Source organism: Caenimonas sedimenti (genome assembly GCF_007833165.1).
GTDB lineage: Bacteria > Pseudomonadota > Gammaproteobacteria > Burkholderiales > Burkholderiaceae_C > Ramlibacter > Ramlibacter sedimenti.
This window is the reverse complement of sequence record NZ_VOBQ01000003.1, coordinates 237,182-258,894: the sequence shown is the minus strand read 5'-3', so window position 1 is coordinate 258,894 and position 21,713 is coordinate 237,182. Positions and strand designations below refer to the sequence as shown.

General features: G+C 69.6%; 22 protein-coding genes. 12 read left to right on the top strand and 10 right to left on the bottom strand.

Going from position 1 to position 21,713, the window contains the following annotated elements; all coding sequences use genetic code 11:
• Positions 1-4 precede the first annotated feature (4 nt).
• Together FN976_RS04500 and FN976_RS04495 are read left to right on the top strand one after the other, a co-directional pair.
• Positions 5-1,192, top strand: a complete 1,188-nt coding sequence (locus FN976_RS04500) for a dihydrodipicolinate synthase family protein (protein WP_145891405.1) — start codon at positions 5-7, stop codon at positions 1,190-1,192.
• A complete protein-coding gene (locus FN976_RS04495) occupies positions 1,189-2,067 on the top strand; it encodes a sugar phosphate isomerase/epimerase family protein (protein ID WP_145891403.1) in 879 nt (292 codons plus the stop codon). The genes FN976_RS04500 and FN976_RS04495 overlap by 4 nt, the downstream gene beginning before the upstream one ends.
• Before the next feature lie 11 nt (positions 2,068-2,078).
• On the opposite strand, the gene FN976_RS04490 is transcribed toward FN976_RS04495, so the two are convergent.
• Positions 2,079-2,612: a bactofilin family protein gene (locus FN976_RS04490; RefSeq protein WP_145891401.1), complete on the bottom strand. Its 534-nt coding sequence runs from the start codon at positions 2,610-2,612 to the stop codon at positions 2,079-2,081.
• 204 nt (positions 2,613-2,816) lie between these two features.
• Between FN976_RS04490 and FN976_RS04485 the strand changes: the two genes are divergently transcribed.
• Complete coding sequence (locus FN976_RS04485; protein ID WP_145891399.1) at positions 2,817-3,524, top strand: DUF1444 domain-containing protein; 708 nt, start codon at positions 2,817-2,819, stop codon at positions 3,522-3,524.
• Positions 3,525-3,534: 10 nt separating this feature from the next.
• On the opposite strand, the gene FN976_RS04480 is transcribed toward FN976_RS04485, so the two are convergent.
• A complete protein-coding gene (locus FN976_RS04480) occupies positions 3,535-4,107 on the bottom strand; it encodes a histidine phosphatase family protein (RefSeq protein WP_145891397.1) in 573 nt (190 codons plus the stop codon).
• Between the two features lie 100 nt (positions 4,108-4,207).
• On the opposite strand from FN976_RS04480, the gene FN976_RS04475 reads away from it, so the two are divergent.
• Together FN976_RS04475 and FN976_RS04470 are read left to right on the top strand one after the other, a co-directional pair.
• Positions 4,208-5,065 carry an aldo/keto reductase gene (locus FN976_RS04475; protein WP_145891479.1) on the top strand — a complete coding sequence of 286 codons (858 nt, stop codon included), beginning with the start codon at positions 4,208-4,210 and terminating at the stop codon, positions 5,063-5,065.
• 10 nt (positions 5,066-5,075) lie between these two features.
• Positions 5,076-5,681, top strand: coding sequence for a DUF6064 family protein (locus FN976_RS04470; RefSeq protein ID WP_145891395.1), 606 nt, complete (start codon positions 5,076-5,078; stop codon positions 5,679-5,681).
• On the opposite strand, the gene FN976_RS04465 is transcribed toward FN976_RS04470, so the two are convergent.
• Genes FN976_RS04465 through FN976_RS04455 form a run of 3 tightly spaced genes read right to left on the bottom strand, consistent with a single transcriptional unit; the run spans position 5,675 to position 9,310 of the window.
• Positions 5,675-6,376 carry a general secretion pathway protein GspB gene (locus tag FN976_RS04465; protein ID WP_145891393.1) on the bottom strand — a complete coding sequence of 234 codons (702 nt, stop codon included), beginning with the start codon at positions 6,374-6,376 and terminating at the stop codon, positions 5,675-5,677. The two genes, FN976_RS04470 and FN976_RS04465, sit on opposite strands and share 7 nt — an antisense overlap.
• 12 nt (positions 6,377-6,388) lie before the next feature.
• Positions 6,389-8,026, bottom strand: coding sequence for an AAA family ATPase (locus FN976_RS04460; protein WP_145891390.1), 1,638 nt, complete (start codon positions 8,024-8,026; stop codon positions 6,389-6,391).
• 39 nt (positions 8,027-8,065) lie between these two features.
• A complete protein-coding gene (locus tag FN976_RS04455) occupies positions 8,066-9,310 on the bottom strand; it encodes an MFS transporter (RefSeq protein WP_145891388.1) in 1,245 nt (414 codons plus the stop codon).
• Between the two features lie 71 nt (positions 9,311-9,381).
• Between FN976_RS04455 and FN976_RS04450 the strand changes: the two genes are divergently transcribed.
• Together FN976_RS04450 and FN976_RS04445 are read left to right on the top strand one after the other, a co-directional pair.
• On the top strand, positions 9,382-10,218 hold the full coding sequence (locus FN976_RS04450) for an AraC family transcriptional regulator (RefSeq protein ID WP_145891386.1): 837 nt from the start codon (positions 9,382-9,384) through the stop codon (positions 10,216-10,218).
• Between the two features lie 64 nt (positions 10,219-10,282).
• Positions 10,283-11,143, top strand: coding sequence for an MBL fold metallo-hydrolase (locus FN976_RS04445; protein WP_145891384.1), 861 nt, complete (start codon positions 10,283-10,285; stop codon positions 11,141-11,143).
• 7 nt (positions 11,144-11,150) lie between these two features.
• Here the strand turns inward: FN976_RS04445 and FN976_RS04440 are convergent, their stop codons facing one another.
• From FN976_RS04440 to hutC, 5 genes are read right to left on the bottom strand one after another with little or no spacing between them, the layout of a single operon-like run.
• The gene (locus FN976_RS04440; protein WP_145891382.1) at positions 11,151-12,509 is read right to left on the bottom strand and encodes a formimidoylglutamate deiminase; all 1,359 of its coding nucleotides are present in this window, start codon (positions 12,507-12,509) and stop codon (positions 11,151-11,153) included.
• Complete coding sequence (gene hutG / locus FN976_RS04435) at positions 12,499-13,299, bottom strand: N-formylglutamate deformylase (RefSeq protein ID WP_145891380.1); 801 nt, start codon at positions 13,297-13,299, stop codon at positions 12,499-12,501. The genes FN976_RS04440 and hutG overlap by 11 nt, the downstream gene beginning before the upstream one ends.
• The gene (gene hutI, locus FN976_RS04430; RefSeq protein ID WP_145891378.1) at positions 13,296-14,522 is read right to left on the bottom strand and encodes an imidazolonepropionase; all 1,227 of its coding nucleotides are present in this window, start codon (positions 14,520-14,522) and stop codon (positions 13,296-13,298) included. Before hutI ends, hutG begins: the two co-directional genes overlap by 4 nt.
• On the bottom strand, positions 14,501-15,055 hold the full coding sequence (locus FN976_RS04425; RefSeq protein ID WP_145891376.1) for a HutD/Ves family protein: 555 nt from the start codon (positions 15,053-15,055) through the stop codon (positions 14,501-14,503). Before FN976_RS04425 ends, hutI begins: the two co-directional genes overlap by 22 nt.
• The gene (hutC, locus tag FN976_RS04420; RefSeq protein WP_145891374.1) at positions 15,052-15,762 is read right to left on the bottom strand and encodes a histidine utilization transcriptional repressor HutC; all 711 of its coding nucleotides are present in this window, start codon (positions 15,760-15,762) and stop codon (positions 15,052-15,054) included. The genes FN976_RS04425 and hutC overlap by 4 nt, the downstream gene beginning before the upstream one ends.
• A gap of 47 nt (positions 15,763-15,809) precedes the next feature.
• Here hutC and hutU point away from each other — a divergent pair, with 47 nt between their 5' ends.
• Genes hutU through FN976_RS04395 form a run of 5 tightly spaced genes read left to right on the top strand, consistent with a single transcriptional unit; the run spans position 15,810 to position 21,681 of the window.
• Entirely contained in the window at positions 15,810-17,543 is a 1,734-nt protein-coding gene (gene hutU, locus FN976_RS04415) for a urocanate hydratase (RefSeq protein ID WP_145891372.1), read from the top strand.
• Positions 17,540-19,099 carry a histidine ammonia-lyase gene (gene hutH / locus FN976_RS04410; protein WP_222432771.1) on the top strand — a complete coding sequence of 520 codons (1,560 nt, stop codon included), beginning with the start codon at positions 17,540-17,542 and terminating at the stop codon, positions 19,097-19,099. The genes hutU and hutH overlap by 4 nt, the downstream gene beginning before the upstream one ends.
• Before the next feature lie 44 nt (positions 19,100-19,143).
• Positions 19,144-20,088 (top strand): ABC transporter substrate-binding protein, encoded by a 945-nt coding sequence (locus tag FN976_RS04405; protein ID WP_145891368.1) that lies wholly within the window; start codon positions 19,144-19,146, stop codon positions 20,086-20,088.
• Between the two features lies 1 nt (position 20,089).
• Entirely contained in the window at positions 20,090-20,869 is a 780-nt protein-coding gene (locus tag FN976_RS04400; protein WP_145891366.1) for an ABC transporter permease, read from the top strand.
• Positions 20,866-21,681, top strand: a complete 816-nt coding sequence (locus FN976_RS04395) for an ABC transporter ATP-binding protein (protein WP_145891364.1) — start codon at positions 20,866-20,868, stop codon at positions 21,679-21,681. The genes FN976_RS04400 and FN976_RS04395 overlap by 4 nt, the downstream gene beginning before the upstream one ends.
• Positions 21,682-21,713 lie beyond the last annotated feature (32 nt).

Here is a 21,713-nt window from a genome sequence, read left to right as displayed (position 1 = left end):
CGCCATGGCACTGACCGTCAAGCTGCCGACGCCCGCCGGCGCACTGGAAACCTACACCGTGCGCGGCAGCGCACCGGTGAAGCCCGCGGCCGGCGTGAAGTTCAACCGCATCGCCTATTCGGCGGCGCACGTCGTGGCCGATCCGTTGGCAGCCATCGACCCATGGCTGCAGGCCGCGGTCGACTGGGACGCCACCATCGCCTACCGCCAGCGGCTCTGGTCGCTGGGCCTGGGCGTTGCCGAAGCCATGGACACCGCGCAGCGAGGCATGGGCCTGGACTGGCCGACTTCACTGGAGCTGATCCGCCGCTCGCTCGATGCGGCGCGGGACGTCCCCGGAGCCCTCGTGGCTTCCGGCTGCGGCACCGATCACCTCGCGCCGGAGAACGCGAAGACAGTGGACGACGTCATCCGCGCCTACGAAGAGCAGATGGCCGCCATCGAGAAACTGGGCGGCAAGCTGATCGTGATGGCCAGCCGCGCGCTGGCTCGCGTGGCCACTTCGCCCGCCGACTACGAGAAGGTCTACGGCCGCATCCTGTCGCAGGCGAAGCAGCCCGTGGTGCTGCACTGGCTCGGCGACATGTTCGATCCGGCGCTGGCGGGCTATTGGGGTACGAAGGACGTGGACGCCGCGATGGACACGGCCGTGGGCATCATCGCCGCGCACGCGTCCAAGGTGGATGGCATCAAGATCTCGCTGCTGGACAAGGACAAGGAAATCGCCATGCGCCGGCGCCTGCCAGCCGGCGTGCGCATGTATACGGGCGACGACTTCAACTACGCCGAACTGATCGCGGGTGACGCTTTCGGCAGCGAACCCACGCATGGCAAGAGCGACGCGCTGCTCGGCATCTTCGACGCCATCGCGCCGGCGGCGAGCGCCGCGCTCGGCGAACTGGCGCAAGGCAACATCGAGAAGTTCCACGCCATCCTGGGTCCGACCGTGCCGCTCTCGCGCCACATCTTCGCGGCGCCCACGCGCTTCTACAAGACCGGCGTGGTCTTCATGGCCTGGCTGAACGGCCACCAGAAGCACTTCACGATGGTGGGCGGGCAGCAGAGCACGCGCAGCCTCCAGCACTTCGCCGAGCTGTTCCGGCTGGCCGATGCGGCCAACCTGCTGGAGCAGCCGGAGCTGGCGGTGCGCCGGATGAACACCCTGCTCGCGCTGCACGGGATCGAAGGATGAGGGATTTCTCGGCCGACCACCGCTGGCTGTCCCTCAACACCGCGACGATCCGCAAGAGCCGCGGGGCCGACCTGCCGCTCACGGACATCCTCGAGGCCTGCGCGCGCAAGGGCATCCGCGCCGTCTCGCCGTGGCGCGACCAGGTCGCGGCAGCCGGCCTCGCGAATGTGTCGAAACTGGTGCGGCAGCACGGCCTGGAGCTCTCCGGCTATTGCCGCGGCGGCATGTTCCCGGCTGTCGATGCCGCCGGCGTGCGGGCCGCGCGTGACGACAACCGGCGCGCGGTGGATGAGGCGAAAGAGTTGAACGCCACCTGCCTGGTGCTGGTGGTGGGCGCGCTGCCCGGCGCGTTGCAAGGCAAGGCGACGCACAAGGACATCGCGCTTGCGCGCAACCAGGTGCAGGACGGCATCGCCGAACTGCTGGAGTACGCCCGCCAGGCGAAGATGCCGCTCGCCATCGAGCCGTTGCACCCGATGTACGCGGCGGATCGCGCCTGCATCAACACCATGGAGCAGGCGCTCGACGTGTGCGACGCCCTCGATCCAGGCAAGTCAGGAGCGCTGGGGGTCGCCGTCGACGTCTACCACGTGTGGTGGGACCCGAAGCTGCAGCAGCAGATCGAACGCGCGGGGCGCGAACGCCTGCTCGCGTTCCACGTCTGCGACTGGCTCACGCCCACCACCGACCTGCTGAACGACCGCGGCATGATGGGTGACGGCGTCATCGACATTCCCAGGATCCGCGGCTGGGTCGAAGCGCAGGGCTTCGCGGGCTACAGCGAGGTGGAGATCTTCTCCACCGGCAACTGGTGGCAGCGCGATGCGGAAGAGACGCTGGACACCTGCATCGCGAGGCACAGGTCCAGCGTCTGAGGGCGGGCCCGTCAGCCCACCGAGCTGTGCACCTGCAGCCCCGGGCGCCCCGCCGGCGGCACCACGCGCGCGGCACTCGCGCCGAACTCGATCTCGCCCGACAGCTGCCCGCCTTCCTCGATCACCACCTTGCCATAGCGGATGCGCCCGGTCACCTTGCCGGTGGAATAGATCACCAGCTTCTGCCGCACCGTGAGATTGCCGTCGAACAGGCCGCGGATCTCCGCGATGTCGATCTCGGCGGAGCCCTTGAAGGCACCGCGTTCGGAAATCTGGATCACGCGCGAATCCATCGTCGCTTCGACCGAGCCTTCGACCACGAGGGTGTCGCAGTCGGTGATCTCGACGCCCTTCAGCTTGATGTTCGGACCCACCGTCAGCTTGCTCTCGCCCTCCTTCGCCGGGGCGGCGGCGGCAGCAGCCGGCGCGGGCGCGGCCACGGGTGCCGCACCGGACACGGCGGCGGCGTTCGGGCTGGTGCCCGGCCGCCCCAGGGGCTCGCTCTCGCGCTTGTTGCTGTTGAAGAACGGGGATTGCAATGCCATGGGAACAGTCCTCTGAGTGGGTGTGGATGGAGAGCTGCCGATGCTACGCAGCGCACCTCTTACATGTTCATCGGATGAGGCAAGAGAGGTAACCAATTCCGTTGCGTGATGAAGACGATGCATGGGCGCTTTCGACGCTTCGCGCGCATCGGGGCTTGCGGCTCGCGCGGAGGCGCTGCACCATGGGTGGTGGACGGAGGAACCATGGCCCCAAGACTCGCATGCATGCTGGCGGCGCTCACGCTGGCCGCCGCGAATGTCGCCTGCGCCGCGACCGCGGGCCCCAACGACGATCAGCAGATCGAACACAGCGCATCCAACCTGCTGGTGGTGTTGCGCGAGTCGCCCGGCGCCAACAAGCAGGCCGAAGGCCTGGAGCCGTTCGGCAAGATCGCCACCCGGCTGCCCAATGGGCGCGACATCGAATTCGAGCCCAGCTGGTACCAGTACCTGGGCGACCTGCACCTGCGCATCGTTTTCGACGGCGGCCGCCAGGTCCAGAGCGCCTTGCCCCAGGACCTGGAACGGCTGTCGCTGGCGCCCGAACAAGCCCTCACGCGCGCCATCGGCAACCTGCGGGCGCGCTATGGCCCACCGGTGGCGCTGCCGTGGAGCGGCGGCCTCATGCAGGTCGGCGGCGACGCGCCCGACTTGAACAGCAGCTACCTGCTGGATCGCGACTTCTGGAACACGCAGCTGCGCGAACATCCGGCGGGCGTCGTCGTCGCGGTGCCCCGGCGCGGCGGCCTGGTCTTTGCCCCCGCCGACAACGAGACGGCCGTCATCAGCTTGCGCTTCGCCGCCGCCGCGCTCTACGCGGCGGGCGACCGCAACCGGCTGTCGTCCGCGCTGTACCTGTTCAAGGACGGGCGCTGGTCGGTGTTCCAGCCGCCGCAGAAGCCCTTCGACTAGCGCGGCCCTCTCAGCGCACCAGCAGCCGGCCCGCGAAGCGAAATCCCCCCTGGTGCGGCGTCAGCACCACCATCTCCGCGGTGGCCGGCGAGACGTCCGTCAGGGCCAGCGTGGTCGACCCATGCGTCACCATGAAGACATTGCCGCGGCCGGCGCGTTCGGCCACCAGCTTCTTCAGGGCCTCCACCTGCGCGACCGCGCGCTCCGGCCGGCCGAACAGGTTGCCGAGCGCCGCATGGACCTGCGGCTCCTTGCCGAAGACCAGCCGGGCGGTTTCCAGGCAGCGGCACCAGGGGCTGGAGAGCAGCGTGCCCACCGGCACTTTCTGCTCCCGCAACGCCTTGGCGAGCATGCGGGCCTCACGCCGGCCTTCGTCGTTCAGGTTGCGCTGGGTGGTGCAGTCGTCGAGCTTCATGCCGGCGGGGTCTCCCACGCCGGGCGTCGTCAGCCCATGGCGGATCAGGACGACCTGCCCGCCGCCCTTCAACAGGGACCAGACGGCCTCGTCGTCGGCCCACGCAGCGGGCGCGACCGCCAGCAGCAGCCAGGCGACCTGCCGGCACAGCAATCCCAACGACAGCATGGCCATCTCCTTCCGATAGCATGCTAATCCGACTTCAGGAGTCCCGCCAGTGCGACCTGCCCTACCGCGGCGTCAGTTCCTCCAGGCTGCCCTGGCCGGCATGGCCGGGGCGGTCACGCCGGCCGGCGCGCAGCCGGCCATGGCAACGCGCCCCATTCCCTCGACCGGCGAGCAGGTGCCGCTGGTCGGGCTCGGCACCTGGATCACCTTCAACGTCGGCCAGGATCCGCCGGCCAGGGCGCGCTGCGCGGAGGTGATGCGCGCCTTCTTCGAGGGCGGCGGCCGCGTGATCGATTCCTCGCCCATGTACGGCTCCTCGCAGGGGGTCGTCGGCGAGGGCCTGCGCAAGCTGGGAGCCCAGCGTGGCGTGTTCGCGGCCGACAAGGTGTGGACCTCCGGCGACGGCGCCGCGCAGGTGGAAGCGTCGCGCCGGCAATGGCAGGTCGAACGCTTCGACCTGCTGCAGGTGCACAACCTGCTCGCCTGGGAAAAGCAGCTGCCGCTGGTGCTGGAGATGAAGGCGCGCGGCCTGGTGCGGACAGTGGGGATCACCACCTCCGAAGGCCGGCGGCACGCCGAGATCGAGCAGATCATGCGCACGCATCGCATCGACTTCGTGCAGCTCACCTACAACATCCTCGACCGGGAGGCCGAGGCCAGGCTGCTCCCCCTGGCGCGGGACCGTGGCATCGCCGTGCTCGCGAACCGGCCGTTCCGCGAAGGCGCGCTGCTGCGGCAGCTGCAGCGCCACCCGTTGCCGCCCTGGGCCGCGGAGGCCGGTTGCTCCTCCTGGGCGCAGTTCGCGTTGAAGTTCGTGGTGTCGCATCCGGCGGTGACTTGCGCCATCCCGGCCACCAGCCGCGTCGACCACGTGCGGGAGAACCTGGGCGTGGCGCGCGGCCGCATGCCCGACGCCGCCATGCGTCAGCGCATGGCGGCCCACGTCGCGGCCCTGTGAGAAGCGCCCGATGAGCGAGTGGTGGTCGTATGGCCTGTCCGACTTCCTGATGTTCGCGCCGGGCACCTATTGGCGCTTCGTGGAACTGCACAACCGCGAGTACTGGCCGGGCCCGCTGGTGGCCGGCATCCTGGGCTTGGCCGCGTGGTGGATCACCGCACGGCAAGGGCCCGGTGGCCAGCGGTGGATGATGCTGTTGCTGGCCGCGGCCTGGTTCTGGGTCGGCTGGGCGTTCTATTGGGATCGGCTCGCGCAGATTCACCTGGCGGCGCCGCTGCTGGCCGGGGCGGCGCTCGTGCAGGGCGCGTTGCTCGTTGCGGTGGGGCTCGTGCCCCAGCACTCTGAGCCACGCCCCATCTCACTCCGCATGCGCAGGGCCAGCCTCGCCGCCGCCCTGGGAGCCATCGTTCTCTATCCATGGGCCGGGCTGCTGACCGGACGGCCCCTGGCGCAGGCCGAGGTGTTCGGCTGGATGCCGGACCCGACCGCCCTGGGCACGTTGGGGCTGGTGTTCGCCGTGCCGGCGCTGCGGCTCTGGCAGCGCGGCCTGCTCGCGGTGCTGCCGGCGCTGTTCATGCTGGCGGGTGCGGTGCACCACGCCAGCATGGCTCAATAGGGCACGCTGTACCGCATCCCCCGGAACCGCAGGACCGCGGCCTTGGGCCGGATCTGCTCGAGCACCAGGCCTGGCGCGAGCTCCGCGCCCTCGTGCATCACTTGCCCGCCCACCACCAGCATGCGTTGCGCGGCGTTCTCCGAATGGACGCCGCCGTTGATCACGAGCTTGGGCAAGTCACGCTGCACATCGGGCGGCAGGTCGGCGAACGCGACGACGCGTTCCGCGGGTGCGGGGGCCGCGGCCGGGGGCAAAGGCATCGCGCCGGGCGGCGCGGCGGCGGGCGCCGACGCAGGGAGCACGGGCACCCGCCGTGGCGCCACGGCGGGGCCGGCCGCGGCAACGGGAGCCGCCGGCGGTGCGGCCGCGGGCATCGGGGGCGGTGCGGGCTGCACCGCGGCGGCAGGCACGGCCGGGACGGGAATCGGCGCGGGCGCAGGCGCAGGCGCGCTCGGCGTGATCGGCGTGATCGGCCCGGCAACCGGCGGTGAAGCCGCCGGCGGCGCTGGACGCCAGAAGGCCAATGCAGCAGCGACGGCCAGACCCGCCGTCATGCCGGCGATCCAAGGCCAGCGCGAGCGCCGCCCAGCGTCGGCGCCGTGCTGCAAGGCGGCAGGCTGCGCATGGATGCCACGGGCGGGGTCCCGCTCGCGTTCGGCATCTGCCTTGCGCAGCGCGTCGAGGATGTAGGACATGGAAAGCGGCTCTCAGGGTTCCGTGCGCAGCCGCGGCTCGTCCACGCCGCTCGCGCGATTGAGTTGCATGAAGGTCAGGGGCCCGGGGTGGCCGTCGGCCGGCAGGCCTTGCGCGACCTGGAAGGCGCGCACGTCGGCGCGCAACCGCACATCCAGCCGTTGCGGCCCCGGCCGCGGTGAAGTTCCTTTCGCGCCCGCCAGCCGCTGCGCCAGCCATTCGACGGTGGGCCCGGCCTGGCCTTCGGTGAAGCTGTCGCGGTAACCGGCAGGCACGCGGACCAGCGTCGCAAATTCACCGTCCCAGCGTTCCGCCAGCGCCGCCAGCGTCACGGTCTGCTCCGAGCCGGCGGCGCGCAGGGTCGCGCTTTGCTCCGTCAGGCCGGAGAGGATCGCGTACGAGGGCTTGCCGGTCGCGGCGTCCAGCGTCACGATGCCCGGCCGGCCCAATTGGCGGATCAGCGCCAGGTTCAGCTTGCGGGTGAAGCAATGCAGCTGCTCGCGCGCGAGCGCGGCGCAGGGCTCGCCCTGGGCCGGGTCGGCTTTCCAGGACTGGGCCAGCTCGCGCCAGGCCTGCTTCTCGTCGCGCAGGAGGACGGGAGGGGGCGCGGGCGGTGGGGGAGTCGGCACCGTCACGGGTGCCGCCACGATTGCTGGCGCGGATGCCGTCACGGCCACCGGCGGCGGCGGTGCAGGTTTCGAGACGGCCACCGGCGCCGGCCGCACCGGCTCCTCCGTGACCTTTGTCGCCGCGGCGAGCAGGCCCGCGCCCGCGGCCAGCCCCAGCCCGGCGGCCAGCATGGTGCGGCGCCAGGGCCCCGCAGCCCGCGTCTGCGCAGGAAAGACTTCGGCCGCGGCGCGATCCGCGATCCGTCTGGTCACCGTGGCCTGTCCGCCCGCGTAGGCGCCGAGCAGCGCCCGGTCGCACAGCAAGTTGATGCGGCGCGGCACCCCACCCGCCAGCGCGTGGATGCGACGCAGCGCCCCGCGGTCGAACGGCAGCGGGCGCTCCAGCCCGCAGACTTCCAGCCGGTGCCGGATGTACTGTGCCGTTTCAGCCTCGCCAAGCGCCGCCAGGTGATAGCGCGCGATCACGCGCTGGGCGAGCTGCTCGAGTTCGGGCCGCGCCAGCATCTCGCGCAGTTCAGGCTGGCCGATCAGGATGATCTGCAGCAGCTTGCGCTCGCTGGTCTCCAGGTTGGTCAGCAGGCGGAGCTGCTCCAGCACGTCGGCCGAGAGGTTCTGCGCCTCGTCGATGACCAGCACGTTGTTGCGGCCGGCGGCGTGCGTCGCCAGCAGGAAGGCGTTGAGCGGATCGAGGTAGTCCTTGACGGTGGGCGGCAGCAGGTCGCGCGAGCGCACCTCGATGCCGAACTCATGGCACACCGTCTCCAGCAGCTCGATCACGGTGAGCTTCGGATTGAAGATGTACGCGAGATTGCAGTGCTGGGGCACCTGCTCCAGGAAGGAACGGCAGACCGTCGTCTTGCCGGTGCCGATCTCGCCTGTGAGCAGCACGAAGCCGCCGCCGCCCTGCACGCCGTACAGCAGGTGCGCCAGCGCTTCGCGGTGCTGTTCGCTCATGAACAGCAGGCGCGGGTCGGGCGCGATGGAAAACGGGTCCTGTTTCAGCCCGTAGTAGGCGGCATACATAGCCGGCAAGGATAACGCGCGCTTGTTGCGCGCCGGTTTTCAGGCCGGCGCGAGCACCGTGCGCCGCACCTTGCGCACATTGAATGCGCTGGCGATCAGCACGGATTGCATGATGACCAGCCCCAGCCAGACGCCCTGGTAATTCTGGCGGTCCATCAGCGCCCCAAAGATCAGCGGGGCGATCGCCTGCCCGATGTCGAGCCCGGAATAGACGACGCCATACACGCGTCCGCTGGCGTTTTCGGGCGTGGATTTCTTCACCAGCAGGTCGCGCGATGGGCCGGCGATGCCGCTCACGAAGCCCATGGCGCCGAACATGAAGGGGACCAGGATCGCGGGAACAGGTGCGAAGCCGATGGCCAGCGCGATCAGCGCCGCCATGCCGAAGCCCGCGCCCACGACACGCTCGATGCGGGCCGGGTCCGAGGCCAGGAAGCCGCCCAGCACCATGCCTCCGGCGCTGCACACCATGTAAATGGTGAGGCAGGCCGCGGCCACCCCCACCGGCACCTGGTGCAGCTGCCGCGCGGCTTCGGGCGCGAAAGCCTGGATCACGCTCAGCACCACGGCATAGAAGAAAAAGAAGGCGAAGCACATCCACACGGCGGGGATGCGCAGGAAGGCGAAGCTGCCTTCGGCCTGCACCTGAGCCGTCGTGCCAGGCTTGGCGGCAGGCGCCGCCGGCAGGGTCAGCGCATCACGCTTCCAGAACAGGACGCCCAGGACCACGAGGGTCAACACACCCGCCGATGCCAGCGCGGCCCGCCACCCGAACGCAATGGCGATCGGCACCATCAGCGCGGGCGCCAGCGCCCAGCCCAGGCTGCCCGTGATGCCGTGGAAGCTGTAAGCGTGGCCCAACCGGGGCGCGCTGACCTTACGGTTCAACAGCGTGTAGTCCACCGGATGGAAAACGCCGTTGCCGATGCCGGCGACGATGGCGAAGAAGGCCATGGACCAGTAATTGGGACTGATGGCGAAGCCAAAGGCGGCCACGGCAATCAGGCCCAGCCCGGCGAACAGCACCGGCCGCGGCCCATGCTTGTCCACGAGGAAGCCCGAGGCCGCCTGCACCGCGCAGGAAACCACGAAGAACAGCGTCATCAGGAAACCGAGCTCGATGTAGCTGGCGTTGAACGCGTCCTTCAGCCAGGGAAACAGCGGCGCCAGCAGGAGCTGGCTGAAGTGGCTGATCATGTGGGCGATGCCCACGAGTCCGATGACGCCGGCGTCCTGCCGCAGCGGGACGGCGGACAAAGGCAGCGCATTGCTGGGTGTGCTCATGGCTCAAATCGTAGTCGCGCACGGGCTTTCTGAAATGCGACAGAAGGACAGCTTTCGGCGAAAATCAGCCAATGCCTGTAACCGTGCCTCGTGCCAGCCGCGCCACCCCCGTCGGCGACACCGATCCGTTCACGCCCGATCGCGCGCGCCCGGTGCGGGTGCGCTCCCGCACCATGCCCGCCGACACCCATTTCGATCCGCACCGGCACGCGTGGGCGCAGCTTGCCTATTGCGCCACCGGAATCGTGCAAGTGACAGCCGCCGCCCCTGGCGACGCGGCCGGCGAAGTCACCTACATCGTCCCGCCATCGCGCGCCGTCTGGATCGCACCGGGCGCGCGCCATTCCGTGCACGTGCTGGAAGATGCGCAGTTCCGCACCCTGTACATCGACGACTCGGCCACGCCCGCGGGCTGGGGGGGTTGCCGGGTGCTGGTGGTCTCGCCGCTGTTGCGCGAGCTGGTGCACGCGCTGGACGCCCCGCGCCTGCCGCAGCCGCGGCAGGACCTGCTCACGCGGCTGGTGCTGGACGAACTCGCCAGGGCGGCGACGCAGCCACTGGGCGTGCCGATGCCGCCCGCGCAAGGCGGCGACAAGCGGCTGCGGGCCCTGTGCGAATCGGTGCTGCGCGCGCCCGCGGAGCGTGCCACGCTGGCGCAGTGGGCCGCCGACGTCGGGGCCAGCGAGCGGACGATGGCGCGGCTCTTTCGCGATGAGCTCGGCACGAGCTACCAGCAGTGGCGCCAGCAGGCGGTGCTTGCGCACGCCCTGCCCTTGCTGGCCCGCGGTGTCCCGGTGAGCCATGTGGCCGCCGCCAGCGGCTATGCGAGCGACAGCGCCTTCACCGCGATGTTCAAGGCAGCGATGGGGCAACCGCCGAGCGCACTGCAGGGCCGCGCCCCAGCCTGACCGGGTGGCGGCCGGCGGATGTACATTCCGAAACATCCGTCGAAAGTACGCGTAACGCAGCGCCATGACGCCCCTGGTCCAGCCCTTCCGAGATGCCGCCACCGGCACGGTCACCTACGTCCTCTACGAGCGCCCGGATGCCCCATGCGCGATCGTCGACCCGGTGCTGGATTACGACGCGAGCTCGGGGCGCACCAGCACCGCCTCGGCGGAACGGGTGATGGCCTTCCTGGCCGAGCACCGGCTGCAACTCGAGTGGATCCTGGAAACGCACGCGCATGCGGACCACCTGAGCGCCGCCGCCTGGCTGCGCGAGCTGCTGGGCGGGCGCATCGCGGCGGGCCGCAAGATCGTGGAGGTGCAGGTGGTGTTCAAGGAACTGTTCCACCTGGAAGACGATTTCGCGACCGATGGCAGCCAGTTCGACAAGCTGTTCGCCGACGGTGAAACCTTCTCCGTCGGCCAGCTTGCCGGAAAGGCGATCACGGTGCCCGGCCACACGCCGGCCTGCGTGGCCTACCAGTTCGGGGACATCGTCTTCGTGGGCGACACCCTGTTGATGCCGGATCTCGGCACGGCCCGCTGCGATTTCCCCGGCGGCAGCGCGGCCCAGCTCTATCGCTCGGTGCGCCGGCTGCTGCAATTGCCGCCGGCCACGCGCCTCTTCGTCTGCCACGACGAACCGCCGGCCGACCGCGAGCCGCGTTGGGAAACGACAGTGGCGGAGCAGCGCAGGCACAACATCCACCTGAACGACGGCGTCACGGAGGAGGAGTTCGTCGCCCTGCGCAACGCACGCGACGCGAGCCTGGGCCTGCCGCCGCTGATGCTGCCGGCCGTGCAGGTGAACATCCGGGCCGGCCAGTTGCCGCCGCCGGAGGCCAACGGCGTGGCTTACCTGAAGATTCCCCTGAACCTGATGTGAGGCAGCTTCAGGCCCACAAGGCGCGCATGGCGTCGGCGAAAGGCGCCGCGACATCGGCGGGCTCCACCGCCCGCCCCGCCACATAGACCTGCCGCGGCACCGTGCCGGGGCTGGAGAACACCAGCGCATCCAGCAGGTGGTCGTCCGGCACGCCCAGCAGCGCCGGCGCCTGCGCATCGAGCACCATGAAATCGGCCCGCTGCCCGACGGCCAGCCCCGCCAGCGGCACGCCGGCGGCGGCGCTTCCGCCCTCCAGCGCGCCTTCGAACAAGGCACCGGCCGAACTCTCCGTCAGCGCGGCACGCGCCGCGACATTGCGCTGGCGCAGCGCGAACCGTTGCGAATACTCCAGCAGCCGCAGCTCCTCCATCCAGCTGCGGCTGACGTGGCTGTCCGAGCCGATCGACCAGCGCCCGCTGGCGCCCAGCCAGGGCGGCAGGTCGAACACGCCGTCGCCCAGGTTCGCTTCTGTCGTCGGGCACAGCACGATCGCCGCTCCGCGTGCGCGCAATGCCGCCAGCTCGTCGCGGTCGGCATGCGTTGCATGCACCAGGTTCCAGCGCTCGTCCACGGGCGCGTTTCGCACCAGCCATTCGATGGGCCGCATGCCGTGGGTCTCGATGCAATCCTCCACCTCGCGCCGCTGCTCGCTGATGTGGATGTGGATCGGGCGCCGGCCGGCACCCGCGGACGCTTCGGCCAGTGCGGCCTGGTCCACCGCCCGCAACGAGTGCAGCGCCACGCCCGCATTCACCAGCGGCCCTTCCCCACCCAGGCCGTCCGCGATGCGCAGCACGGATTCCGGCGTGGAAGCGAAGCGCCGCTGGTCCTCGCGCAAACCCGGGGCACCGAAGCCACTGCGCATGTAGAGCGTGGGCAGCAGCGTCAGCCCGATGCCCACGCGGCGGGCCGCGCGCGCGAGCGCCAGCGCCATCTCCAGCGGCTGCGCGTAGGCCCGGCCATCGACGTCGTTGTGCAGGTAGTGGAACTCGCACACCTGCGTGTAGCCGGCACGCAGCAGCTCCGCGTACAGGTAGGCCGCGATGGCTTCCACCTGGGCCGGCGACACGCGCAGCGCCGCGCTGTACATGCGGTCGCGCCAGCGCCAGAAGTCGTCCTCGCCGCCGCCGCTGCGCTCCGTCAGCCCGGCGATGGCGCGCTGGAAGGCGTGGCTGTGGGCATTCACCAGGCCGGGCAGCACCGGGCCGGCCAGGCGCTGGACCCCATGCGCCGCGCCCTCGGCCGCGCTGTCCGGCGTCACCTGGCTCCAGAGGCCGAATGCATCCGTCTGCAGCAGGACGTCGTTCGCCCAGGCGCCCGCCACCCAGGCGCGGGGCGCGAAGAAGCGCTGGCCTTCAGCCGCCATGCAGCCTCTGCGCCGCCTCCAGCGCCGCGCCCACCATGGAGCGCAGCGTGGGCCGGATGGCGGCAGCCTTCAGCTCGTCGTAGACGAAGGGAAAGGTTTCGGCCATGTACAGCTTCTGCGTCATCTCGAGCTGCACGGCGTGGACGTGCTCCGCCGGCCGCCCGTAGTGGCGCGTGATGTAGCCGCCCTGGAACCGCCCGTTGAGCACGTGGGTCGCCCCAGGCGCGCGCGCCGCCGCCGCGGTGACGGCGGCCGCGATGGACGGGTGCGCGCTCGCACCGCCCGCGGTGCCGATGTTGAGGTCGGGCAGCAGGCCTTCGAACAGCCAGGGGATCTGCGAGCGGATGCTGTGCGCGTCCCAGAGCACGGCGAAGCCGTGCAGGGACTTCAACCGCGCCAGCTCGGCCGCCAGTGCGTCGTGGTAAGGCTGCCAGTGCTGCTCGCGGCGTCGCTGCCGCTCCGCGGCGTCGGGCGCGCCGCCTTCGACATGCAGCGGTTCGCCAGTGAAGAAGCGGGTCGGGCACAGCTCGGTGTTCGAGGCGCCGGGATACATGGGCGCGTCGTCGGGCGGCCGGTTCAGGTCGATCACGTAGCGCGAGAGCCGGGGCGTCAGCACGCTGGCGCCGAATTCATCCAGGAAGTCGTAGAGCCGGGCCAGGTGCCAGTCGGTGTCCTCGACGTCGATGGCGCGAGGCACGTACCCGCCGACCAGCTCCGGCAGGATCTCGGTGCCGATGTGTGGCATGCTGACCAGCAGCGGGGCCGTGCCGGTATGCAGGTCGAAGGTCATGCGGCCAGTCCTCCAGCGACGGTCTGGCGCCGCGGATTGGCGCCGATGGCATAGCAAAGTTGCGCGGGCCGCGCGACGTCCCACAGGACGAAGTCGGCGCGCTGCCCGGGGGCAAGCGTACCGCGATCGGTCAATCCCAGGGCGCGCGCAGCCGCGCGCGTCACTCCCGCCAGCGCTTCCTCGGGAGTCAGCCGGAACAGCGTGCAGGCCATGTTCAGCATGAGCAGCAGCGAGGTACAGGGCGAACTGCCCGGGTTGCAGTCGGTCGACACGGCGATCGGCACACCCTGAGAGCGCAACAGGTCCACCGGCGGCAGCCGCGTTTCGCGCAGGAAGTAGAAGGCGCCGGGCAGCAGCACCGCCACCGAGTTGGCGGCGGCCATCGCGCGGGCACCCTCCTCGCTCAACCACTCGAGGTGGTCGCAACTCAAGGCGCCGTAGCGCGCGGCCAGCGCCGCGCCGCCACTGTCGCTCAATTGTTCGGCGTGCAGCTTCACCGGCAACGCGAGGGAACTCGCGGCCTCGAACACCCGGGCGGTCTGCTCAGGACTGAAGGCGATCCGTTCGCAGAACGCATCGACGGCATCGACCAGGCCTTCGCCATGCAAGGCGGGCAGCATGTTCAGCACTTCGGTGATGTAGTCGTCCGCGCGGCCGGCGAATTCCGGCGGCAACGCGTGGGCGCCGAGAAAGGTCGTGCGCACGGCGACTCCCTCTTCCTGGCCCAGCCGGCGCGCCACGCGCAGGCACTTGCGCTCCTCGGCCAGCGAGAGGCCGTAGCCGGACTTGATCTCGACGGTCGTCACACCCTCAGCTTTCAGCGCGCGCAGGCGGACCCGGCTCTGCTCCAGCAGCTCGTCCTCCGAAGCCGCGCGCGTCGCGCGCACCGTGGAAGCGATGCCGCCGCCCGCACGGGCGATGTCTTCATAGCTGGCGCCATTCAGCCGGAGTTCGAACTCGTGCGCCCGGTCGCCGCCGTAGACGAGGTGCGTGTGGCAATCGATCAGGCCGGGCGTGATGAGCGCACCGCCGCAATCGTGCCGCGCTTGGGCCTGCGCATCCCATTCCGCCGGCAAAGCGGCGCGTGGCCCCAGCCACGCAATTCGACCGTCCTCGACGACCAGGGCCGCATCCTCGACCAGGCCGTAGGGCGAACCGCGCGCCATGGTCGCCACCGAACACCGGTGCCAGAGCGCGATGCTCACAGGCGGAACTCGATCCATAGGGCCTGGGTGGCTTGCAACTGCACCGAGGCGGGACCTTCCGTCTGCAGCCAGGCGAAGCTGCCGGGCCGCAGGTCGGCCGCCGCCGGACCGCAAGCGACCTGCGCCGCATTCGCGTGCACATACACGCCGACGATCGCGGGCACCTGCGGTTCAAAGCGCTGCGGGCCGGCGGTTCTGCGCAGCAGCGCTCGCCCCGGCGGTGCCATCAGGTTGAAGTCGCGCGTGCCGTCAGCGGCCACGCGGCAATCGACCGGCGCCGCGCCATCGAATCGCAACGGCGCGCTGTCCGCATCGAGCGTGTGCTCGTCCTGCCCCACCCGCAGCCGCACCGCGCCACCCTCCAGCACGGCGAACCAGCGCTCGATGCCGGGATAGGCGGAAAACGGGCCATCCGAAGCGATGTCCGCAACCGAGACCCGCAGTTCCCAATCGGCAACGGCCGGCCAGGCCAGCAGCTCGCGCGTCACGCCGCCGCCATTGCGCCAGGGGCTGGCCGCGACTTCGGCGAGCGTGACGACATTCCACCTCATGCCTGAAACTGCCCCGCGATGCTGTACCGGGCGCCGGGATACACCAGCCGCGCCACGCTGGCCGCGTGGGCGCCGCTCACGGTGCGCCGCATCATGACCAGACAGGGCTCGCCGCGCCGGATGCCGAGTTCGCGCGCCTCCACCTCGTTGGGCAGGCAGGCCTCGATCGAATAGCTCGCCTCGGTCAGGGGTGCGTGCTGCAGCAGGTGCAGCGTGGGCGAGGTCTGGGTGAAATCGGTGTTCAGGTAGTCCGGCGCCGCCGCGGGATTCACGTAGCGGTCCTCGTACTGGATGGGCACGCCGTTCTCCATGTGCACCAGGATGGTATGGAACACCCGCGCGCCCTTGCGCAGCCCGAGCGACTCGGCGACGGCCGGGCCGGCCTTTTCCTCCGTGACTTCCAGGATGCGCGTGGTGTGCACGTGACCGCGCTCGGCCACCTCTTCGTGGATGTCGCGAATGACGAGCTGCGACGAGATGCGGTGCAGCTGGGCCACTTTGGTGCCCGAACCCTGGACACGCGTCACCAGCCCCTCGGCGGCGAGTTCGCGCAGGGCGCGGTTCGCCGTCATGCGGCTGATGCCGAACTGCTCCATGAGGGCGCTTTCACTCGGCACGGGGTCGCCCGGCTTCCAGTCGCCCCTGGCGATATGCTGCCGCACCCAGGCTTTGACCTGCTCATAGGCGGGCACCACGTCTTTCTGCATGGCCGGGATGATAACCCCGGTTGACACAAGTTGTATAGACAACTAGGATGCCTGCGAATTCGTATCAGGAGCCCGCCGTGTCCGACCACTCCCAGTCCGCCTACCTGGCCGCCGGGCCGCGCCCGGTCAAGTCCCCGCACGGCACGCAGCTCAGCTGCGCCAACTGGCAGATCGAGGGCGCGTACCGGATGATCCAGAACAACCTGGACCCGGCGGTCGCCGAGAACCCGGACGAGCTGGTCGTCTACGGCGGCATCGGCAAGGCGGCGCGCAACTGGCCGGCCTTCGAGGCGATCCTCGCCACCCTGAAAAAGCTGCAGCCCGATGAAACGCTGCTGGTGCAATCCGGCAAGCCGGTCGGGGTGTTCCGCACGCACCCGGGGGCGCCGCGGGTGCTCATCGCCAATTCCAACCTGGTGCCCAAGTGGGCCACCTGGGAACACTTCAACGAGCTCGACCGCCAGGGCCTGATGATGTACGGCCAGATGACGGCCGGCAGCTGGATCTACATCGGCACCCAGGGCATCGTCCAGGGCACCTACGAGACCTTCGCCGAAGCGGCGCGCCAGCACTACGGCGGCAGCCTCGCCGGCCGCTGGGTGCTGACGGCCGGGTTGGGCGGCATGGGCGGCGCACAACCGCTCGCGGCTTCGTTCGCCGGCGCCTGCTCGCTCAACATCGAATGCCAGCAGTCGCGCATCGATTTCCGGCTGCGCACGAAGTATCTCGACAAGCAGGCCAAGGACCTGGACGAAGCGCTGGCCCTGATCGCGCACCACACGGCGCGCAAGGAGGCCGTGTCCATTGGCCTGTGCGGCAATGCCGCCGAGATCGTGCCGGAGCTGGCGCGGCGCGCCCAGGCCGGCGGGCTCCGGCCCGACATCGTGACCGACCAGACCTCGGCGCACGACATCATCAATGGCTACCTGCCCGCGGGCTGGACGGTCGAACAATGGCAGGCCGCGCAGAAAGATCCGGCGCAGCACGCGGCCTTGACGCAGGCCGCGGGCGAATCGTGTGCCGTGCACGTGCGCGCGATGCTGGCCTTCCACGCCATGGGTGTTCCCACCGTCGACTACGGCAACAACCTGCGCCAGGTCGCACAGGACTTCGGCGTGGCCGACGCCTTCGCCTATCCTGGCTTCGTGCCGGCGTACATCCGTCCGCTGTTCTGCCGCGGCGTCGGTCCGTTCCGCTGGGTCGCGCTCTCCGGTGACCCGGAAGACATCCGCAAGACCGACGCCAAGCTGAAGGAATTGTTCCCGCGGAACGAATCCCTGCATCGCTGGCTGGACATGGCGGGCGAGCGCATCGCCTTCCAGGGCCTGCCCGCTCGCATCTGCTGGATCGGCCTGGGCGAACGGCACATTGCGGGCCTGGCGTTCAACGAGATGGTGAAGAACGGTGAGCTGAAGGCGCCCATCGTGATCGGCCGCGACCACCTGGACAGCGGCTCGGTCGCCTCGCCCAACCGCGAAACCGAAGCCATGCGCGACGGCAGCGACGCGGTGAGCGACTGGCCGATGCTGAATGCGCTGCTGAACACCGCGAGCGGTGCCACCTGGGTCAGCCTGCACCACGGCGGCGGCGTTGGCATGGGCTATTCGCAGCACGCGGGCGTGGTGATCGTCTGCGACGGCACGGCTGAAGCGGCGGAGAAGATCGAACGGGTGCTGTTCAACGACCCCGCCACAGGCGTGATGCGCCACGCGGATGCCGGCTACGAGATCGCGGCGGAGTGCGCGCGCGAGCAGAAGTTGAACCTGCCGATGATCGGTTGAGCGTGCCAGGACCGGAAATCCTCGTTCCCGGCGAGCTCTCCCTGGCGCAGCTGCGCCGGCTGTGCGCCCCCGAGCCTTTGCAGGTCGCGCTGGCACCGTCCTGCCGCGCCGTCATTGCCGCCAGCGCCGAACAGGTGCGGCGCGCCACCGAAGGCGACGCACCGGTCTACGGCGTCAACACCGGCTTCGGCAAGCTCGCCACGCAACGCATCGCCAGGGAAGACTTGGCCCTGCTGCAGCTCAAGCTGCTGCGCTCGCACGCCGTCGGTGTCGGCGAGCCCTTGTCGCAGCGCGTCGTGCGCTTGATCCTGCTGCTGAAGGCCGCCAGCCTGGCGCGCGGTTACTCGGGGGTGCGGGAGGAAGTCATCGATGGGTTGCTGGCCCTGCACAACCGCGGCGTGATTCCGGTGATTCCCTGCCAGGGCTCCGTGGGCGCATCGGGTGATCTCGCGCCGCTCGCCCACCTGAGCCTGCCCCTGATCGGCGAAGGCGAAGTCTTCTACGACAACGAACGCATGCCGGCGGCGCACGCGCTGGAACGCGCCGGCCTGAAGCCGCTGGTGCTCGGCGCCAAGGAAGGCCTGGCCCTGATCAACGGCACGCAGGTGTCGACGGCGCTGGCCATCGACGCCCTGCTCACCGCCGACCGCGTGTTCGAGGCGGCCGTGATCGCCGGCGGCCTGACGCTGGACGCCGCCCGCGGCAGCGACGCGCCTTTCGACCCGCGCATCCATGCCGTGCGCGGCCAGCCGGGCCAGATCGCCTGCGCGTCGGCCTACCGCGCGCTCACGGCCAGCAGCGAAATCCGCCGCTCCCACCTGGAAAACGACGACCGCGTGCAGGACCCCTATTGCCTGCGCTGCCAGCCGCAGGTGATGGGAGCTTGCCTGGACCAGATGCGCTACGCGGCGCAGGTGCTGGTCCGCGAAGCCAACGCCGTCACCGACAACCCGCTGGTGTTCGCGGCGGAAGGCGAGATGATCTCCGGCGGGAACTTCCACGCCGAACCGGTCGCGCTGGTCGCCGATGCGCTGGCCGTGGCGATCGCGGAGATCGGCGCGATTTCGGAGCGCCGCGTCGCCATGCTGGTCGACACGGTGGTTTCCCGACTGCCGCCCTTCCTGACGCCCGAGCCGGGGCTGAACTCCGGCTTCATGATCGTGCACGTCACGGCGGCCGCGCTCGCTTCGGAGAACAAGTCGCTGGCGCACCCCGCCAGCGTGGACAGCCTGCCGACCTCGGCCAACCAGGAAGACCACGTGAGCATGGCCACCTTCGCCGCCCGGCGCCTGGGACCGATGCTACGCAACACCGCCCACATCGTCGCCATCGAGCTGCTGGCCGCCGCGCAGGGGATCGAATTCCTGCGGCCGCTGCAAAGCTCGCCGGGGCTGGAAGGCGTGCTGCGCCTGCTGCGCAGCGTCTCGCCGGCGATGATGGCCGACCGCAGCCTGGCCCGCGACATGGAAGCCGTGCACCACCTGGTCTGCAGCGGCGACATCGGCCACGCCATCGAAAGCGCCATCCCGGAGTTGCACGCATTGCATCTGGCATGACGGTTGCATAGAGTTCCCTACCTTCCCACGAATCGGAGAATCCCATGAAGAAGCTGCTCGCCCTGTCGCTCGCCGCGTTCGCCGCCACCGCGGTGCAGGCGCAGGAAACCAAAGTCGCCATCGGCATCTCGGGCTGGACCGGCTTCGCGCCGCTCACGCTGGCCAAGGAAGCCGGCATCTTCAAGAAGAACGGCCTGGACGTGACGATCAAGAAGATCCCGCAGAAGGACCGCCACCTGGCCATCGCCTCCGGCGACATCCAGTGCGCCGCCACCACGGTGGAAACCTGGGTGGTCTGGAACGCCGCCGGCGTCGCCACCACGCAAATCTTCCAACTGGACAAGAGCTACGGCGCCGACGGCATGGTGGTGAAGCCTGGGATCGCGAAGATCAGCGACCTGAAGGGCAAGACCATTGGCGCCAGCGCTCCCGGCACGTCCCCGTATTTCGCCCTCGCCTGGATGCTGAAGAAGAACGGCATGTCGGTGAAGGACGTGAAGGTCACGACGATGGAGCCGCAGCCCGCCGCCAACGCCATCCTTGCGGGCGTGGCCGATCTCGATGCCGCCATGACCTACGAGCCCTACCTGTCGGCCGTGCGCGCCAAGCCGGAAGCCGGCAAGATCCTCGCCACCACGCTCGACTACCCGATGGTGATGGACACCTTCGGCTGCGCCCCCAAGTTCCTGACGGACAACGCCAAGGCCGCCAAGGCGCTGGCCGACAGCTATTTCGAGGCCGTCGAGATGATCAAGAAGGACCCGGCCAAGAGCTACGAGATCATGGGCGCCGACGTCAAGCAGACCGGCGAGGCATTCGGCAAATCGGCCAGCTTCCTGCGCTGGCAGGACAAGGCGGCCAACCAGAAGTTCTTCGCGGGCGAGCACGCGGCGTTCACCAAGGAAGCGGCCGACCTGCTGCTGGAAGCGGGCGTGATCCGGGCCATCCCGGACCTGAGCAAGCTGGCCGACACGACCTTCATCCGGTAACTTGCGCCCCCTGCAACCCGTCGCCCCCGGCACGCGCATCGCGCTGGGGGTCGGCTTCTTCGTGCTGTTCGTCGCCGTGTGGGCTGCCGCCACGCTGGGCGGGTTCGTCTCCAAGACCTTCCTCGCCGACCCCATCACCATGGTGAAGTCCGGCTATGACCTGCTCCTCAAGCAGGGCTTCGCCAAGGACATCGGCATGACCATCTGGCGGGTGTTCGGCGGCTTCGCGATCGCCGCGGTGCTCGCGGTTCCGCTCGGCGTGCTGATGGGCGCCTACAAGCCCATCGAAGCCTTCTTCGAGCCGTTCGTGAGCTTCGCGCGCTACCTGCCGGCCTCGGCCTTCATCCCGCTCCTGATCCTCTGGGCGGGCATCGGCGAGGCGCAGAAGCTGGCGGTCATCTTCATCGGCTCTTTTTTCCAGCTGGTGCTGATGGTCGCGGTAAGCGTGGGCAACACCCGGCGCGACCTGGTCGAGGCCGCCTACACGCTGGGCGCCGGCGACCGCGGCATTGTCACGCGCGTGCTGCTTCCTTCCAGCGCGCCGGAAATTGCGGAGACCCTGCGCATGGTGCTGGGCTGGGCCTGGACCTACGTGATCGTGGCGGAGCTGATCGGCGCGTCCAGCGGCATCGGGCACATGATCACCGACAGCCAGTCGCTGCTGGCCACCGACCAGATCATCTTCGGCATCATCGTCATCGGCCTCATCGGCCTGGTGACCGACTTCGCCTTCAAGGCCTTCAACCGCAAACTCTACCCGTGGGCGCAGCTGTCCAGATGAGCGTTCTCCATATTTCCGGGGTCTCCAAGACTTTCACCGGCGGCACAGTGGCCCTGCAGGCGACCGATCTGCAGGTCGAAGAGAACGACTTCATCACCATCCTCGGCCCCTCCGGCTGCGGCAAGAGCACCTTGCTGCGCATGGTGGCCGGGCTGGACAGCCCCACGACCGGCAGCATCGCCCTGGACGGCAAACCGGTGGCCGGGCCGGGCGCCGACCGTGGCATGGTCTTCCAGAGCTACACGCTGTTCCCCTGGCTCACGGTGCTGCAGAACGTGTGCTTCGGCCTGCGCGAGAAAGGCATGCCGCTGGCCGACCAGCACGCGCTGGCCCGCCAGTTCATCGCCAAGGTGGGGCTGAACGGATTCGAGAACCACTTCCCGAAGCAGCTCTCCGGCGGCATGCAGCAGCGCACCGCCCTGGCCCGTGCGCTGGCCAACGCACCCCGCATCCTGCTGATGGACGAACCTTTCGGCGCGCTGGACCACCAGACCCGCGAACTGATGCAGGAATTGCTGCAGGGCATCTGGGAGGCCGAACAGAAGACGGTGCTGTTCGTCACCCACGACATCGACGAAGCCATCTTCATGGGCAACCGCGCGGTGGTCATGAGCGCGCGGCCCGGCCGCATCAAATGCGACCTGCCGGTGCCGCTGCCGCACCCGCGGCACTATGCGATGAAAACCGCGCCCGAATTCATGCAGCTGAAGGCGCGCCTGACCGAGGAAATCCGGGTGGAAGTCCAGCGGGCCGCCGGGCTGGGTGAACTCGGCATTGGAAGTCTTCCTACACCACGCGCATCAGCTTTCTGACCGGCCAGCCTCAGCCATTTTTCCAGAATCGC